This window comes from Hyphomicrobium sp. 01T421, from assembly GCF_056398805.1.
This window is the reverse complement of sequence record NZ_JBFTQC010000001.1, coordinates 188,345-204,246: the sequence shown is the minus strand read 5'-3', so window position 1 is coordinate 204,246 and position 15,902 is coordinate 188,345. Positions and strand designations below refer to the sequence as shown.

14 protein-coding genes and 1 pseudogene are annotated in these 15,902 nt (G+C 58.6%); 7 read left to right on the top strand and 8 right to left on the bottom strand.

Annotated elements, in window-relative coordinates:
• Nucleotides 1-5 precede the first annotated feature (5 nt).
• Nucleotides 6-347, bottom strand: coding sequence for a hypothetical protein (locus tag AC1DK3_RS00990; protein ID WP_477190440.1), 342 nt, complete (start codon nt 345-347; stop codon nt 6-8).
• A gap of 256 nt (nt 348-603) precedes the next feature.
• Here AC1DK3_RS00990 and AC1DK3_RS00985 point away from each other — a divergent pair, with 256 nt between their 5' ends.
• The 4 genes from AC1DK3_RS00985 to AC1DK3_RS00970 all read left to right on the top strand — a co-directional run bounded on the left by AC1DK3_RS00985 (nt 604) and on the right by AC1DK3_RS00970 (nt 4,975).
• Complete coding sequence (locus AC1DK3_RS00985) at nt 604-1,242, top strand: response regulator (RefSeq protein ID WP_477190439.1); 639 nt, start codon at nt 604-606, stop codon at nt 1,240-1,242.
• Between the two features lie 122 nt (nt 1,243-1,364).
• The gene (locus tag AC1DK3_RS00980) at nt 1,365-2,027 is read left to right on the top strand and encodes a response regulator transcription factor (protein ID WP_477190438.1); all 663 of its coding nucleotides are present in this window, start codon (nt 1,365-1,367) and stop codon (nt 2,025-2,027) included.
• Nucleotides 2,027-3,376, top strand: coding sequence for an ATP-binding protein (locus tag AC1DK3_RS00975; protein WP_477190437.1), 1,350 nt, complete (start codon nt 2,027-2,029; stop codon nt 3,374-3,376). Before AC1DK3_RS00980 ends, AC1DK3_RS00975 begins: the two co-directional genes overlap by 1 nt.
• Nucleotides 3,377-3,691: 315 nt before the next feature.
• A complete protein-coding gene (locus tag AC1DK3_RS00970) occupies nt 3,692-4,975 on the top strand; it encodes a sensor histidine kinase (protein WP_477190436.1) in 1,284 nt (427 codons plus the stop codon).
• Between the two features lie 9 nt (nt 4,976-4,984).
• Here the strand turns inward: AC1DK3_RS00970 and AC1DK3_RS00965 are convergent, their stop codons facing one another.
• From AC1DK3_RS00965 to AC1DK3_RS00955, 3 genes and pseudogenes are all read right to left on the bottom strand, one after another.
• Nucleotides 4,985-5,302, bottom strand: a complete 318-nt coding sequence (locus AC1DK3_RS00965) for a hypothetical protein (RefSeq protein ID WP_477190435.1) — start codon at nt 5,300-5,302, stop codon at nt 4,985-4,987.
• Nucleotides 5,303-6,374: 1,072 nt separating this feature from the next.
• Nucleotides 6,375-7,739 (bottom strand): annotated as a pseudogene (locus tag AC1DK3_RS00960) (cytochrome c peroxidase); the annotation flags it as partial.
• Between the two features lie 340 nt (nt 7,740-8,079).
• Complete coding sequence (locus AC1DK3_RS00955) at nt 8,080-8,661, bottom strand: HdeA/HdeB family chaperone (protein WP_477190434.1); 582 nt, start codon at nt 8,659-8,661, stop codon at nt 8,080-8,082.
• Between the two features lie 268 nt (nt 8,662-8,929).
• Here AC1DK3_RS00955 and AC1DK3_RS00950 point away from each other — a divergent pair, with 268 nt between their 5' ends.
• The gene (locus AC1DK3_RS00950; RefSeq protein WP_477190433.1) at nt 8,930-9,133 is read left to right on the top strand and encodes a hypothetical protein; all 204 of its coding nucleotides are present in this window, start codon (nt 8,930-8,932) and stop codon (nt 9,131-9,133) included.
• A gap of 20 nt (nt 9,134-9,153) precedes the next feature.
• On the opposite strand, the gene AC1DK3_RS00945 is transcribed toward AC1DK3_RS00950, so the two are convergent.
• A complete protein-coding gene (locus AC1DK3_RS00945) occupies nt 9,154-9,486 on the bottom strand; it encodes a hypothetical protein (RefSeq protein ID WP_477190432.1) in 333 nt (110 codons plus the stop codon).
• A 644-nt stretch (nt 9,487-10,130) separates the two neighbouring features.
• Between AC1DK3_RS00945 and AC1DK3_RS00940 the strand changes: the two genes are divergently transcribed.
• Nucleotides 10,131-10,658, top strand: a complete 528-nt coding sequence (locus tag AC1DK3_RS00940) for a hypothetical protein (protein ID WP_477190431.1) — start codon at nt 10,131-10,133, stop codon at nt 10,656-10,658.
• A gap of 572 nt (nt 10,659-11,230) precedes the next feature.
• Nucleotides 11,231-11,392, top strand: coding sequence for a hypothetical protein (locus tag AC1DK3_RS00935; protein ID WP_477190430.1), 162 nt, complete (start codon nt 11,231-11,233; stop codon nt 11,390-11,392).
• A 147-nt stretch (nt 11,393-11,539) separates the two neighbouring features.
• On the opposite strand, the gene AC1DK3_RS00930 is transcribed toward AC1DK3_RS00935, so the two are convergent.
• The 3 genes from AC1DK3_RS00930 to AC1DK3_RS00920 are packed head-to-tail and all read right to left on the bottom strand — an operon-like array spanning nt 11,540 to nt 15,893.
• Complete coding sequence (locus AC1DK3_RS00930) at nt 11,540-12,721, bottom strand: acetate/propionate family kinase (RefSeq protein ID WP_477190429.1); 1,182 nt, start codon at nt 12,719-12,721, stop codon at nt 11,540-11,542.
• Complete coding sequence (locus AC1DK3_RS00925; protein WP_477190428.1) at nt 12,718-14,127, bottom strand: bifunctional enoyl-CoA hydratase/phosphate acetyltransferase; 1,410 nt, start codon at nt 14,125-14,127, stop codon at nt 12,718-12,720. Before AC1DK3_RS00925 ends, AC1DK3_RS00930 begins: the two co-directional genes overlap by 4 nt.
• Complete coding sequence (locus tag AC1DK3_RS00920) at nt 14,127-15,893, bottom strand: PHA/PHB synthase family protein (RefSeq protein ID WP_477192844.1); 1,767 nt, start codon at nt 15,891-15,893, stop codon at nt 14,127-14,129. Before AC1DK3_RS00920 ends, AC1DK3_RS00925 begins: the two co-directional genes overlap by 1 nt.
• Nucleotides 15,894-15,902: the final 9 nt, after the last annotated feature.

The window sequence follows — 15,902 nt, the reverse complement described above, 5'->3', positions numbered from 1 at the left end:
GCCTTTCAATTCATAACTTCCAGTAGGGTCACGCCAATATCGTGAATATCTTTCGCGCGCCGGCGCGACGATGGCTTGTTCCAAAAATCGGTTGTAGGCGGAACAACTACGACCGAATGACCGAAGTTGGCCAGATCGGAAACGATGCTTGTTGGAAGTGTTTCTTCGTCGATCGCAATCAAGGAGGAGGGGCGGGCGCAGACGAGCGCCAAACCGGTTTCGATCGGGAACCAGCCTTCCAGGATTACCTCACTCCGGCTGTTTACAGCGTGTATTTCGAGGCCGTCTCGCTGCGCTGTCAGGCCAACGCTCCAGGCGGCTGGCGTTTCGACATCCAAGTCCATCATGCCCTGCCTCGTCTCTGAATGCTCGCTCGGCTTTAACTCCTACTCATTCTCGCCTGACAGTTGTTCACCGTCGGCTGTCAGGAACCTGTCAGGATGGGCATAGAGTGCACCGCTGCTACACTGCGATTAACAAAAAGACGAATTAGGCACCCCCGACGTTCGCTTTAAGTTTGAGTAAAATGTCTGGAACTACTATAAACTAATCCGACGACTGATCTTTTGATTGCGAAAACGCTTTAGAAACGGGCTGAGTATCGTGGCCAATGTGCGTGTTGCGGTAATAGACGACCATCCCTTATTGCGGGCCGGCGTAATTCATTCTCTCAAAGCAACTGGCGATTTCGACGTGGTCGCGGAGGGCGGGAGCGCCCACGATGCCATTGCGATTGCTCAAAATATACGTCCGGATGCGATCTTATTGGACGTTAATATGCCGGGGTCGGGCCTCGAAGCGGCATTGCAAATTTCAAAGGCCCACCCGAAAATCCGCCTCATAATGCTAACGATCTGCGATTTGGACGACTGCGTCGCGACGTGCCTCGAAGCCGGTGTGGCGGGTTACGTACTCAAGGGAACGAGCCCGGCCGAACTCGCTCGTGTGGTCCGCAGCGTGTGCGAGGGCGAGTCCTACGTAACGCCAGCGCTGGCCGCTCGCATATTGACGAAAATCCGTGTTCGCACCGCGCCTAAGGCGCAGTCGCCGCAGAACGATCTGACGTCGCGCGAGGAGGCGGTCCTCGATCAATTGGCGCTCGGGCTGAAGAACAAAGAAATTGCCCGCGTCCTCTCGCTCAGCGAGAAAACCGTCAAGCATTACATGACCAGCATCATGCAGAAGCTGCAGGTTCGCAGCCGGCTGGAAGCAGCGCTTCGGGTCAGGGCACGGTCTGTCTAAACCATTGGAATTTTTCGCATGTCGACTCGGCGTCGCTAAGGCATCCGCGGTGGCCGATGTCGAGGCCGAGCGATATCGGGACTGCGGCCTAGCCACGAGGAGCGGTCAAGAGGTCAAGGCGAATGAAAATCTTGGTCGTCGAGGATGAGCCAACGATCGCCGAAGACATCCGGTCAAGCCTTACCGAAGCGGGTTACATCGTGGAGACCTCTGACAGCGGCGAGGACGCTCTGCTGCTCGGTACGACCGAGACCTACAGCGCCGTCATTCTCGATCTCGGTCTACCCCAGCTCGACGGGCTCAGCGTTCTCCGGCGTTGGCGCGCCGATGGCCGGTCGATGYCGGTTGTCGTTTTAACGGCGCGAGCGTCCTGGGTCGAACGTGTCGAAGGCATCAATGCCGGCGCGGACGACTACCTCCCAAAGCCTTTTCAGATGCCTGAGCTTCTGGCTCGCCTTGGCGCCGTTCTACGCCGCGGCAACCTTCAACGCACGTCAACGATCACCGCCGGGTCGCTCCGGCTCGACACGACTCAGATGAATGTGACGGTCGAGGGAAGAAACGTTCACGTCACTCCGTTCGAATTCCGGCTCCTGAGCCACCTCGTGCATCACTTGGGCAAAGTCGTCTCTCGGGAAGAGCTCAAAGAGCATGTCTACGGGCACAACGACGGACGCGACGTCAATGCTATCGAGGCCATGATTGCGCGTCTCAGACGCAAGCTCGGTATCGACATCATCGAGACTCGCCGTGGTCAGGGCTATATCGTGAGCGCGCAGTTGTGATGCGAGCAGGATCGCTCAGCGTTAGATTATTGGCGGCTTGGCTGGTCTTTCTTCTTTTTACGTTGCCGATTGCCGCCCTGGGACTGCAGGTCCTTTTCCAACGAAGCATCGATAGGGGCGCTGTATCCGACCTCACGGTCGACCTTCAGCTTATCGCCGCTTCACTCGAGATCGATGAGCAGGGAAATGTGAATCTGGTCGATGTTCCTGCCCACCCGAACTTTTTATTGGCTTACGGGCACCGGTATTGGCAGCTATCCGAGAATGGCCGGCCAATATTGCGTTCGCCCTCCTTGTGGGCGGAAACACTCAGTCCGGCCACGCCCGCGCGAATGGGCGAAGTTGCCGTTAGCCGCTTCTCCGGACCGAATGACCAGTCTTTGCTGGGGCTCGCCACAATTGTGCAGGCGAATGGCAAGGGCGATCGAAAATTCGAAATCGTTACCGCGATCGACTATGCAGAGATACTGGTCGCCCGCGAGAAGTTCTCAAACGATGTCTGGGCTGGCGTAGCCGTTGTCTTTTTGCTGATTATCCTTGCTGCGTCGGTGCAGGTGTTCGTCGGCCTGATGCCCCTCAATGCGCTTCGGGCCTCTTTGACGGCCGTCCGCGATGGTAGCGCGCGGCGAATTGAAGGAAACTTTCCGACAGAGATCGCGCCTCTCATTTCGGAGACGAACGATCTTCTCGCCGCCCGTGACAATGCGCTTGCCGCGGCAGGCGCCCGAGCCGCGAACCTCGCACATGGTCTGAAAACGCCTCTGGCCGTCATGGCCGCCCTTAGCCGGCAGCTAAGGCGCGATGGGGCCGTCAAACGGGCCGCGGAATTCGAAAAGCAACTGGAAGCCATGCGTTGGCATGTCGAACGGGAGCTTGCTCTCTCGCGGCCGCGAGCGACCGAGCTCACCGCGCGTGTCCGGATCGATGCGGCGACTGAAATTTGCGGGATTGTGAGTGCGCTCAAGAAGCTGGCCAAGAGCGAGGAGCTTCACTGGCACGTGTCGGTTGATCAGTCGATGCCATTGACGATCGATCGCGCGGACTTCAGCGACATCATGGGGAACGTTCTGGACAATGCTCAGAAATGGGCTCGTCATCAGGTATTGGTCGAGGCCAGCCAGACGGCGAATTCCATTCTGCTGACAGTGGATGACGACGGTCCGGGGGTCGAAGAGGAGCAGATGGGGCGCATCTTGCAGCGGGGGGAAAGAGCAGATCCCACAGTGCCGGGCACCGGCCTCGGGCTTGCGATCGCCAGCGAGCTTATTTTCCTCCACGGAGGCCAATTCCGGTTGTCGCGCAGTTCACTCGGGGGGTTACGCGCCGCAATCACGCTGAATCAAGGCTGATGCCGGTCGCCCGTCCGATCCGTCACCGTTGCAACGGGAATTGATCGCCATTCAGAAATCATCTCACCTTTATTCGATAATAGAATGCGCGCATCCTCGACACCGTCAGGCGTCCTTTTTATAAGAAATAAGGGAATTGCGCCGATAATAGAGATCAAGATGGGCGCCAAAATCGATCGTATTACCGGACGTGCTTATTCACCGCCTGCCGGATCTCTCGCGGGAATAGCAAACTCGTCTCATCGTTTGCCTGCAACGATCGCAACAGCTTTTTTATTGGCCACAATGGCCATCACCTTTTTCGCGGATTCTCACATGGAATCACGCATCATCGAAAATGCTTCGATGACTGCTGCGAATTTCATCGAAGGCTTCCTCGAACCGCTGGTCCAGTCTCTCGCATTCGGGCCAAGTCTCACTGCTGATGAAAAGACAGCTCTCGACAAGTTGCTCATCAATCCCGTTTTTCGCAAGAACGTCGTCAACTTGAAGATCTGGCATCCTGACGGCACAATCGTTTTCAGCGACGAAAAGAACCTCGAAGGTATCAAGCTCGAACTCCACGACGAGCTCCGCGGCGCGCTCAAAGGCCAAGTCACAACCGAGCTGAGCGAGGCTGGGCACGATCGCATTACCGGCAAGCACGATTTCGTCGTTCCGATCGTCGAGGTTCATGCGCCACTACACGCCCTGGGATCGTCGCCGGTGATCGGGGCCGCAGAGTTCTTCATGGATGCCGACGCGCTTTCCAAGGATTTCCGCAAAGCTCGGAAAGTGAGTTCGGCGTTCGCTTTCTTTTTTGCACTGCTCGCAGGGATCGCCGCGTTGGCAGTGCTGCGCGAAACCCGAAAGCATCGCAACTTTCGGAAGAGCGCAAACAACTTGATGACCGCGGACGGCCTCCGCAATCATGGCGCGACCGCTGATCCGGCCGCAGCGCCCGGCAAAAATTCCGACGACGGCAAGGCGAAGTCGATGGGCGAAGTCATGGCCGATTTGCATGATGGCCCCGCACAACTTCTTGCCCTTGCATTGCTCAAGCTCGACGCTCTTGGCCTCGCTCCCGATGCACACATGCCGAAGGCTGCTATCGACGCTGTCCGGGGGGTGACCGGAGATGCCTTAAAGGAGATCCGCAACATATTGCGGAAATCGACGAATCCCGATTTCGAAAATTTAACGTTCGATCAGGTGCTCACGTTTGCCGCGCGGCTGCACGAGGAGCGAACGCGGAGTTCTGTTGCGCTCAGCATCGGTCCCTTACCCCGGGTGAGCAGCGATATTTCCCAGTGCCTCTTTCAATTCGCGCGTGAGGCGTTGAATAACGCGTTCTGGCACGCCGGCGGGAAGGGACAGTCATTGCGTGCGGAATATGACGGGCGCTTGCTGATCGTCGAGGTACGCGACGAAGGCACACAATTCAAATCTCATATAATCCGTCGGGATGAGGACGCCTCATTCGGTCTGTCCGTGATGGTACAGAGGATAAGCTCAAAGGGCGGCGTTCTCGAAATTTATCCCTCGCGCGGCGAGGGAACGCGTGTCGTGGCGACATTCGCAATCGAGCAAGACATCATCGCGACGCTGGTGACCGCATGAGGCGCGGCCTTAGAGCCAAATCGAATCGGAAGCGGCTGAACTCAATTGCATCATCTGGATAACGTTCTGCTCCCAGCTCACATTGATGCTTTGCAATGAACGATGGACGTATTCGGCCAGGACCAGAAAAATCCACAAGGCGCCGGACACGAGCGTTAGTAAAACGCTAAAGCGGACCGTCAACGCTAGACCATAGCGAAGCTGGCGCAGCTTCTCCGGTACGTTAAATTCGTCAAGCGGCGTGTTGTCGTATGGCAATGCAAAGACTACGAGCAGGATCAGGATACCGGTGAGAATATTCCCTGCGATATATACGGCGCGCGACATGGCTATGGCGTGATCCACGCAGCGGCTTTCACTATTCGAATGATGCTTGCCCGAACTCGCGCATCATTTCTATTGTTTGCTCGATGCGTGCCTTCTCGATTCACTTGATAACCTGATTAAATACGTCCTGGAGGCGACGTGTGTCTGTCGTGTTGAGCGTACCGAAAATATCGCCAGAGTTGGGGAAGCAGACCTTCAACCCCTGTTGACCAACCGCCGGCAGAGTGACGACGATGTCCTTCGCCTGTTGGGTTTTGGCCTTGGCTACATCCAGTTCGCCGTTCGCAATCGGCAACGAGGGATGGTCGAACACTCCCGAGTGGCAGGCAACGCGATTATCGGTGAGCGAAAGTAAGAATTGGACGAGATCGTCTTCCTCCTCGTCCGTCAAACCAAGCGCATTATTTGTCGAGGTTGCGCTAGCATCGCCGATATCCGGATCAAGATTGGTATTGTTGACCACGCCGAATGGCGTTGGCGTTGCCAGTCCTGTCGTGTCGCTATCGAGCGGACCACGGCGATCGCCGCCGCGATTGTAGAAGTGGACAACGTCCTTCAGCGTCGCTTGACCGCCATTGTGGAAGTAAGGTGGATTGAGACCGACGTTGCGAAGGATCGGGACTTTGAATGATCCGTCTACGGAGTCGCGTGGCGCCGAAGCTGGGTCGGTCAGTGAAGGAAGGTTGTCGCAAGGCGTGAATATTGGGGTTGCAAATTCACAAGGCCTGGCGTCGAACCGGTCTACGCTTTTATTTTTTTTGTTCAGAAGACGCCATTTGAACTGGCGCGTGAATGAGAGGTCAAAACCGTATGGATCGAGGGCGCCAACACCGATGTCGTCTGACGTCGGCCGGACGCCGATATTGTAGAAGCCCGTGTCATAGATCCCAGGACGGCCGTCTCCCATCAGCATGCCTTCAATCGCTTTGGGAGATTCAGTCGAAAGACTGGTCACGGTCGCCCCAGAGAGGAGCGGCCCGTTGTGGCAGGCAACGCATTTTCCCTTGCCTTCAAAGATCGCCAAACCGGCGACCGCTTGCGGGTTCATTGCCGCCGGGCCGTGGTCGAAGGGCGAGTCATCGGAAACGAGCAGCTGCTCATAGGCTTGGATCGCCAATCCCCAGAAGAGCGAGAAGTTCTGCTCTTCCTGCGTATGCCCTTTGACGAAATCAAGGGTTATGGCGCCCGTCGCCGGATCGACGTTGAACCATCCGGGAATGTTCCAATACTTCGGGAAGAATGCTTTCTCCACGAGTGCCTTGTAGGTGGTTTTCAGTCCGGTCTGCGACGAGGACGGAATGAGCGCCGGGGTCTTGCTGAACAGACTATCCTGGGGATGCACGACCTGCGTCGAGAGCGGCCGCATTGGGAGGAGCTTCGCGCCCAGATCAGCAAACGTCTTTCCTGCGCACGACATTTCAAAGTCGCTCAGCGGCGGTCCGACCGCCTGTGAAGCGAGGCTCGCGTTGTCGATCAGCGGCTTCGTTATAACCAAAGCCTTACCGGATAGTACGAGTATTCCTGCGCCGGCTGCATCGGGGTTGCCGACCGACGTGGCCGGATCCAGCGGCGTGAATGTTCGCGGGCCGAATGGATCGACGCCATTGAACTGGCTGTTCGCGCGACCGTCCCAGAACTGCCTGAAATTGAAAACTGCGTTGATTGTCGTCGGGGTCTGTCGCGGTTCGACTTTTCGATAGATGAGCCCGTTCGCGTGAAAGGGATTGCCTGTGGGATTCGTATTGGGATTAAACGGGCTGTAGGTCAGATTGCATTTTTCGCTCGACCGAGATCTGCCTCTGAACAGGTTTCGTTTCAGGAGGAAAGCCGTCAAGAGGTCTTGACGCAACGATCTGCCTCCGGAAACGAAATCGCCCGCGTAGGTGCCTTGCGATGAGAAGACATCGTTTGTGTCGAAGATGACCGAAGATTCGCGATTGTTGATATCGGCAAGCTTGTGGAACGGGAAATCCAGGGCTGCGAATTGTTTGTTCGGACCCGCAATGCCAGCGTTGTTATCCCGCGCGTCAAAGATATTCTGCAAGGCGGCTACGGTATTTCGGACGCTCGGATCCGTTTGATTTTTGGTCCGGATGTCGGCGCCCGCGTGGAAATGACAGGTCGCGCAAGCTTGCCCGTCGCTTCCGACCTGCGTGTCCCAGAACAATGCTTTTCCGAGCTGCTGCGCGGCAATCGGGTCTCTGATATATGCGCTCACGTCGGGTAAAATCGGCTTTACGCCGACGAGGGAGGGAATGTCGGCAACCGGATCGACAACCTGCGCCGACGACTCGTACACCGGGAGCCCTGCCGATGCGATCGCCACCGCAACTGTCCATGCGGTGAGCCTGGCCCCAAAGAAGGCAAGCGATTTGCGCGCCTGTCTTTTGCGATGTTGCGTATCAGCGCGTTCGCTCTTCCAATCAACGCGGACCATACTTCAATCCTCAGACGCCACTCACCAGGCCGGCGAAGAACTCAGCAAGAAGCGCGCCGAGCGCAGCCCGACGAACGATAATTGCTTTGGATTCGTGGAGTAGATCGGAACGGATGGGGTCTGGAGGGTGCGCGCGATTAGACCTTGGTCTTAGCCGGCACTGAGAATTGCCGGACCATCGTCGAGCAGATGATGCCGGCGGCAGAAAATTGCAGCCGGCCGGAGCCGCGTCGCGCACTCCCTGCCGTCGCCGGCGTACCGAAATGAATCAAATGACAGATGAAAAAGGAAAATAGGAATAGGAGCGGTCAATCCGCTCCAGGCCGTCTTGAGTGGAAGTCTACTCGCTTTCACTCATGAATTTCTCGGCGGCTGTTACCAAACTCGTCTTCGGATTGGCCGCGCAGTAATCGGCGATGTCGCTCGTTTGCTTGATGAACTTCTCGATGTCCAGCATCGTTGAGCCGTTGTTGTAGCTGGCGTGATAGCCGGCGAGCCACATGAACGTATCACCGATGTTTTTCTGGACGTCCTTGTTCGTCAGAACCGACTCGCACGTCACGATTGCGAGGTCTACGCTCTCAGGGCTCGCGTCTTCGATATTTTCGCCCATGAATTTTTCGCTCGCCGACAGCACGCCGATGCCAGGATGCTCGGAGCAAAATTCAACGGTTTTGTTGAATGAGTCCGATAGTTTGTCCCAGTCGACGACGGTGCCCTGATCGACGGTGGCGTGGTATCCGCCCATCCAATTCAAAATGCCATTCACGAATGAAATATCGTCCTTCGACTTTGCTTCGTAGGCCGAGGCCAGTTTCTCGCAGCTGATTGTTGATACGTCGATTGGATCGGCGGACGCTGCGAACGGAAACACCGCTAAGAGAAACAGCGAAGACAATACGGAAAGGAAGATACGCTTCATAGAACAGTCCCTGATTGACTCACCGGCCGCCGCAGTGCCTACGAGCCGGGACGCGGGACGATCCCCGAGCCGGGACTTCTTATCTTAGAGAGATTAACCAATAGGGAAGAGTGATCGAGGTGAACCACGATCAGCTTTTATCAGCGCGACGTTGGAGGATTCGACAGTAGCGAACCGAACCAACCACGAGCCAAAAACGCTCCTGTCCTGACGAGGCATGCAGATTGCACTCGTTGGGATGTAGCACAGCGTTAGAGGTGCCGGTGGCATGTTTAGAGACAACGTCATTTGGGTCGATTTCCGCGTCTCGAAGGATATTAGAGACAAGCAGGCCTTATCATTTGCGGAGCGCCTGAAGGCGAGTTCGGCCCAAACGCGCGGTCATATCGAGGCGACGAAAACCGCGATCGAGGTCGTGAGGAAAATGCTCGCGGGTTCGCACGAGGTCCCCAAACGCCCTGACAAGCGATAGCGCCGGACGCGACCGGAGCTTCAGGACGCTCTTCTTCGGCTGGGATGCGCCGGATAGAATACGTCCGATCCCCTTATCCCGTATTGCAATAGGTCGCGGGGTTCCAGACTGTTGGCCGAGACCACGATCGGAACCTCGAGAGCCTTGACGGCATCGCAGAAGTCCAACGTGTCGGCTTCGACGTCAAATTCGATGACGACCGAATCCACCTTCGCCGTCCGCACGAACTCAAGTGCGTGGCCGTATGATCCGAAGACGTAAGCGCTGCCATTTCGCTTTTGGCGCGCATCGCAAAACCGCATTCGGTGATCGCTCGAGCGCTCGACGATGACGATTGCCCTGTAGCTTCCCATGACGGGTACCTCTGAGCCTCCCGGCCTCAGGAGCGGGTTGTTCCGCGGTCCATCAGGTCAATCTATCGGCGGCACAGGAGGTGACAATCGGAAAAGACAGAGCCGCCAAGATTTCTGTGAGTTCGGTAGAGGGACGCTGTGACGGCGCAGCTCCGAATAGACTTCATCGCACTAACCGAACTTCCCGACAAAGCTCTGCAAAAGCGCGTTCAAGGTCCGCTGATCGTCGCGCTTGGGTAGCCGCCTTGGACCGGGGTCACGGATGGGTGGCGTCGTAGCGCGCAGCCTCGTTGTACATGATGTAGCGTCCGGCCACGAAGCCAATCGCGATTAGGATGCAAGCGATGGCAAAAAGTCTGACGTGGCGATGCATAGGACCTCCGATGACCGAAAGCCCGTGTCTGCCACACGGTGCACCTCTAAGTCGAGCGGCATCGCTTTGCTGAAGCGCGAAGTGGCAGGCACCCTGGCGGAAAAATCGTTTCCTGTGCATGTGAAACTGGGGCTTAGCGATCCCGACTTGAGCACTTTCCCCACGCTCCATTAACGACGCAGCACGGCTGCGATCGATCCTGCGCCGCTTCTTGATAGCCTCCACACGCCCCGCAGCCTTGCGGGGCCTCTCTTTGATTTTGAGGTGCGGCATGTCCATTTCCGAAAAAGACGCGAAGAGCCTGCTGAGCCATGAGGAATACGAGGCCGTCAAATCGGCCTACCACCCGGCGATTTATGCGCTGGACCGAGACGACCTCAGAAATCTCGCTTTGCGGCTCGAGGGCTACCGTGAGAAGGCGAAAACATTTGCTCGCCAGAAACGCCGCGAAGCGAAGGGAACGGCAGAACCTCGAGGCAAGAGCTTTCCGGGAACCGCCGATCAACCGGCGAAGCGGAAGCAGGTGTTTGCACACGCTCTCAAGGTTGTGAAAAAGGAACGGGCGCGTCTCCACAATTTGGATGTCCGCGCGCAGAACGTGGAAGCTGCCCACCACGCGTTGGCTCTCCGCCGCGCGAGCCAATTCACTCATCATCCCCAGGGCGATCCCACCGCGAACCCGGGCCAACAAGCCAAAGGTGGGCGGCCGAAACGCGTTCGCACTCCGGGCAGCAAAGTTGGCAGCATCTTGAAGGCCAATGCGCGGGCCCAGGCCAAACGCGACAATCGGCCGAACTAGGCCGCGTAATGACGGCAAGATGGCGCCTGACGTCGTGTTGGTGGACGATAGGACGTCGCTGCGGCGGAGCGTCGACGTGGAAATGCCGAGCTCGCTCTGCTAAAAGACGGCTATGTCAATCAGGTCGCTAATCCGAATTTTCATTTGGGCGTGTTTTGCCGTCGGCACGCTGCAAGCGACCAATGCTGACCAACGTCACGTCGAAACGGGAACACAATTCGCCTCCCTTTGGAGCGAGAAGGACGCCAGGTTCCTATCGCCTTCGCGCGTGCAGGTCGTTCCGAGTTCGCACTCTCTCATAAAGCCGGACGGAGGATCGAAGCGGTTCAGCTCCACGATCCTGCCCGACACTGCATTCTCCGCGCAGCTGTCGCAGCTCCTATGCCTGAGCCACGCGCCGCGTTCTTGCGGGCTCGGGGCGTATTATCTCGAACGAACATCGCATGATCCGCGCGCGCCACCTTTGGGCTGAGCCGGACCAACCAACCACAATCTATTGAACACAGCACGCACGCCAAGTGTCGTCTTCGGATCGACGCTCGATAGCGCATGCCTCAACACGGACAAACGTCATGGATGACATCGACTCAACGACTGAACCCTCGCGGCCAGAAATCTCCGAGCGTGAGGCGCAGCTCATGGAAAAGCTGGGAGCTCGGCTTCTGCTGATCTGGATATTGGGATTTGTGGCGAGCATTGAACTGCTCATGATCGTCCACGTTCTCAGACACTAAGCCGAGGGGCCGCGATCAGATTTGGTCGCGGCTCTCATTCATCGGATTACGCCGCGTCGCTTGCTTGGTCGTACCGACAATCGATTGGACCGCCCACCAGAGACATAGGTTGCATCCAAATCCCTCGCCGGCGTCCGTGTACCGACTTCATCGCTCCATTAGGATGGTGCGTGTCTCGTCGGCGATCACCTGCTCTTCATCGGCAGGGATGACGAAGGCGGCAACCCGGCTCGCTCTGCTGCTGATCTGGAAGGCATTCGCGGCGTTCGCGACTGGATCGAGTTCGACTCCGAGCCATGCCAATCTTGTGCAGATTGCGGCACGGATGTCTGGCTGGTTCTCGCCGATGCCGGCAGTGAAGACGAGACCGTCGAGCCCCTCGAGCGTGGCCGCAAGCCGCGCAATCTCACCTGCGGTTCGAAACGTGAAAACGTTGATGGCATCCATTGCCTCGGGCCGGCCGTCATGGAGAAGCACGCGGCTATCGGCACTGATGCCCGAGACGCCAAGGAGACCTGAGCGGTGATAGAGGAGATCGTCGACCTCCGCGAGCGAGAGTTTCCCGGCACCAAGCAGGTACAGCACGACACCCGGATCGAGCGCGCCGCAGCGTGTCGCCATGGGAATGCCGTCCAGCGTGGAGAAGCCCATGCTGGTGTCACGGCTGACCCCGCCCTCCAGCGCGCAGAGGCTCGCGCCGCTGCCGAGATGGGCCGCGACGACTTTACCTTTGCATAGCTCAGGCACCTTTCGCCCCAGCACGTTCGCGATGTGTTTGTAGGAGAGGCCGTGAAAGCCATATCGCTTGACGCCCTCGTCGTGGAGCGCACGCGGTAGAGCAAACCGGCGAACGACGTCGCTGTTCGTGCGATGAAACGCGGTATCGAATGATGCCGACTGGGGCAAATCCGGCCGCAATTGCCGGAGTGCCCGGATCAGGCGCACACTTTGCGGCTGGTGCAGCGGCGCTAGCGGGATCAGGCTCTCAATCGCCTTGATCGTATCCTCGTCAAGCAGAACCGGTCCACCGAAGACGTCGCCGCCATGCACGACGCGATGGCCGATCACATTGACCAAGGACATGTCGTAGTGATCGGCGAGGTAGCCAAAAGCCTCCCGCAGGACGCTGGTCAAATCGTCGCCTTCATGAGCCTCCAGTTCGGCATCGAAGGTCGACGGGCCCTCCGTCACACGGAACGCGAGTGGCCGCTTACGGAAGTCGATGACACCTTTTGCCAATTGTCGCGTACCGTGGCCCTCGATCTCGAAAAGTCCGATCTTGACCGATGAAGAGCCCGGATTGAACGTTAGAAGCATGCTGTTGCTCATGGCGATTGCACGCCTTTGAGTGGCTTCAGTGAGGCCAAGATCTTCGCCAGCGCCGCAGAGGCGATGCGCGCGGAAACCGGATCGGCGCGGCTCGTCAATACGATCGGAACGCGGGCACCGAGCACGAGCCCGGCCGCAGTGGCGCCGCCAAAATAGATGAGCTGCTTGGCCAGCATGTTGCCCGCCTCGAGGTCAGGGACGAGGAGAATATCGGCCTGCCCGGCGACGTCGGACATGATGCCCTTGGTGCGCGCTGCGTCCCTGTTGATGGCATTGTCGAATGCGAGAGGACCATCGACCTCGGCGCCGGTGATCTGGCCGCGGGTCGCCATAACCGTTAAGGCGGCGGCATCCAACGTCGCCGGCATCTTGGGATTGACGGTCTCGACGGCGGCCAACACCGCGACACGCGGCTTCTCCATCCCAAGCGTATGCAAAAGGTCGATGGCGTTCTGGCAGATGTCGCGCTTCTGCTCCAGCGTTGGCAGAATATTGACCGCTGCATCCGTCACGATGAGCGGCTTGAAGTAGGCTGGAACATCCATGGCGAACACGTGGCTGAGGCGCCGCTCCGTCCGCAATCCCGATGCTTTGTCGATGACGGCACCGAGCAGTTCGTCCGTATGAAGACTTCCCTTGACCAGAACCGATACCGCGCCGGAGACCGCGAGTTCCACCGCCCGCGCCGCCGCTGCATGACTATGCGGTACCGGCACGATCTCGATGCCGTCGAGCGAAACCTGCGCTTCCTCGGCGGCCGCGCGGATCTTGGCCTCGGGGCCAACGAGCACGGGAATGAGCAAGCCTTCCTCGAACGCCTCGATGGCACCGCGCATGGCCCCAGCCGAGCACGGATGCACAATAGCGGCTCGAACCGGCGGCAGTTCGCGGGCCTTCTTGACGACCGCTTCATAGCGATCGTGCCGGCGGAGCGACACGTCCGGGAGACGCGTCGGCGCCCATTCGACCGTGTGGTCGGGAGCGATCACCTTGGCGACACCAGTGAGAACCCGATCGCCATTGCCATTGGTGCACACGGTGTCGAGCAAAACGATACGCTTCTCGGGTCGCTTCTCCTTGACGGTCACGGTGGCTGAAATCGTATCTCCAGGCGCGACCGGCTTCAGGAAATTCAGATCCTGACCCAGGTATATCGTGCCCGGTCCCGGCAACTTCGTGCCGAGCACCGCCGATATGAGAGCGCCTGTCCACATTCCGTGCGCAACGATGTGCCCGAACATGTCAGTGGCGGCAAATGCTGCATCGAGGTGCGCGGGATTGACATCCCCCGAGACCGCGGCGAAGAGCTCGATGTCATCGCGTCCGACAACGCGCACGAGAGATGCGGTGTCGCCGACCTGAAGCTCGTCGAATGTGTGGTTCTTCAGAAACTCTTTCACGTTCATCACCGCTGCAAGACGTAAGTGCCTGGGGCTGCCTCGATCGGCGCGTAACCTTTGCCGGATGCGCCCATCGCCGGCGGACTGATTTGCTCCCGCGTCGAATGCCCAGCGAGCCACGCGACCCAGGTTTCCCACCACGAACCTTCGTGTTGCTCGGCGGCCAGAAACCACTCGTCCGGGCTGAGGCAGAGATCCTCGTTCCGCTTCAATGCCATCCGGAAACGGCGGCGCGGGTGGCCGGGCTCGCTTACGATGCCCGCGTTGTGGCCGCCGGTCGTTAGAACGAACGTGACGTCCGTATCGGAAAGCGCTTCGATCTTGAAGACCGAACGCCAGGGCGCGACGTGGTCCCGCTCGGTCCCGACGGCGAACATCGGCACGCGAATGTTCTGAATGGCGGCTGGCCGTCCATCGACCATGAACCGCCCGGCGGCCAACTCATTGTTGAGATAGAGCCGGCTCAGGTATTCTGCATGCATCCGGTAGGGCATGCGTGTGGAATCGGCATTCCACGCCATGAGATCGATCATCGGCGTGCGTTCGCCCATCAAATATTCGTGCACCAGCCGCGACCAGATGAGGTCGTTGCTGCGCAAGAGCTGGAACGCGCCCGACATCTGGTCCGCGGAGAGATAGCCGCGATTCCACATCATGCTTTCCAGAAAGTACGTCTGGCTGTGGTCAATGAAGAGCGCGAGCTCGCCGGGCTCGGTAAAGTCGGTCTGCGCCGCGAGCAGCGTCACGCTCGCCAGCCGGTCGTCGCCGGCACGCGCCATAGCCGCTGCAGCAATGGAGAGCAGTGTGCCGCCGAGGCAGTAACCGGTTGCATGGACTTTTCGGTCTGGAACGATCGCATTTACGGCGTCGAGCGCCTCCATCACGCCCATGCGCCGGTAGTCGTCCATGGAGAGTTCGCGGTCGGCGGCGGTCGGATTGCGCCAGGAGATGCAGAAGACGGTGTGCCCCTGCGCGACGAGATGGCGGACGAGTGAGTTGTGCGGCGAGAGATCGAGAATGTAGTACTTCATGATCCACGCCGGCACGATCAGGATTGGCTCAGCCAAGACCGTTTCGGTTGTCGGGGCGTATTGGATGAGCTCGATCAGGTGATTCCGGAACACCACTTTGCCAGGCGTTACGGCAACATCCTTGCCGACTGCGAAGTTCTCTGTCCCGACCGGCGGGCGTCCGGTCATGAGCCGGTTCGCGTCTTCGAGCCAGTTCTGAAAGCCCCGGACGAAATTTGCCCCGCCGCTTGCGATCGTCTTGCCGATCACCTCTGGGTTGGCAAACGCCATATTGGAAGGAGAGAACACGTCGAGCATCTGGCGTGCACTGAAAGAGACGACGTCCTCGTGATGCGGTGTCATGCCAGAGACACCATGCGTGGCGTTGTGCCACCACTGCTGATTGAGCAGGAATGCCTGCGCCCAGAAGCTGAAGGGTTGCTTCTTCCAGGCATCCGAGCGAAAGCGATCGTCACCCGGTAGCGGTTCAATGCATGGCGTCGCGTCGGAACAAGCGCACGCCGCGGCCATGTGCAGCCACAGGCGCATGGACTTTCGCGCGGCCTTGTCGGCAAGCTCCAGCCTCTTCCCGGGAGCAGACGCGAGATGGACCGACCAATCGAAGAGGGCCATCGCGATCGCTGCCGGAGACAAGCCGCCGGTTGCGTGGCCGATGAGTGCCTCGCGCATTCGGTCGAACGCCCGATACGCTTCGCTCTCGCTGTCCGCCTCAACGCGGCTTGGCGGCTTGGGTATTTTCATCTGTCGGGA

Excerpts from the sequence above, each read along its gene's own strand:
- AC1DK3_RS00990 (WP_477190440.1), bottom strand. The coding sequence starts at position 347 with ATGATGGACTTGGATGTCGAAACGCCAGCCGCCTGGAGCGTTGGCCTG.
- AC1DK3_RS00975 (WP_477190437.1), top strand. The coding sequence starts at position 2,027 with ATGCGAGCAGGATCGCTCAGCGTTAGATTATTGGCGGCTTGGCTGGTC.
- AC1DK3_RS00970 (WP_477190436.1), top strand. The coding sequence starts at position 3,692 with ATGGAATCACGCATCATCGAAAATGCTTCGATGACTGCTGCGAATTTC.
- AC1DK3_RS00965 (WP_477190435.1), bottom strand. The coding sequence starts at position 5,302 with ATGTCGCGCGCCGTATATATCGCAGGGAATATTCTCACCGGTATCCTG.
- AC1DK3_RS00955 (WP_477190434.1), bottom strand. The coding sequence starts at position 8,661 with ATGAAGCGTATCTTCCTTTCCGTATTGTCTTCGCTGTTTCTCTTAGCG.
- AC1DK3_RS00950 (WP_477190433.1), top strand. The coding sequence starts at position 8,930 with ATGTTTAGAGACAACGTCATTTGGGTCGATTTCCGCGTCTCGAAGGAT.
- AC1DK3_RS00945 (WP_477190432.1), bottom strand. The coding sequence starts at position 9,486 with ATGGGAAGCTACAGGGCAATCGTCATCGTCGAGCGCTCGAGCGATCAC.
- AC1DK3_RS00940 (WP_477190431.1), top strand. The coding sequence starts at position 10,131 with ATGTCCATTTCCGAAAAAGACGCGAAGAGCCTGCTGAGCCATGAGGAA.
- AC1DK3_RS00935 (WP_477190430.1), top strand. The coding sequence starts at position 11,231 with ATGGATGACATCGACTCAACGACTGAACCCTCGCGGCCAGAAATCTCC.
- AC1DK3_RS00930 (WP_477190429.1), bottom strand. The coding sequence starts at position 12,721 with ATGAGCAACAGCATGCTTCTAACGTTCAATCCGGGCTCTTCATCGGTC.
- AC1DK3_RS00925 (WP_477190428.1), bottom strand. The coding sequence starts at position 14,127 with ATGAACGTGAAAGAGTTTCTGAAGAACCACACATTCGACGAGCTTCAG.
- AC1DK3_RS00920 (WP_477192844.1), bottom strand. The coding sequence starts at position 15,893 with ATGAAAATACCCAAGCCGCCAAGCCGCGTTGAGGCGGACAGCGAGAGC.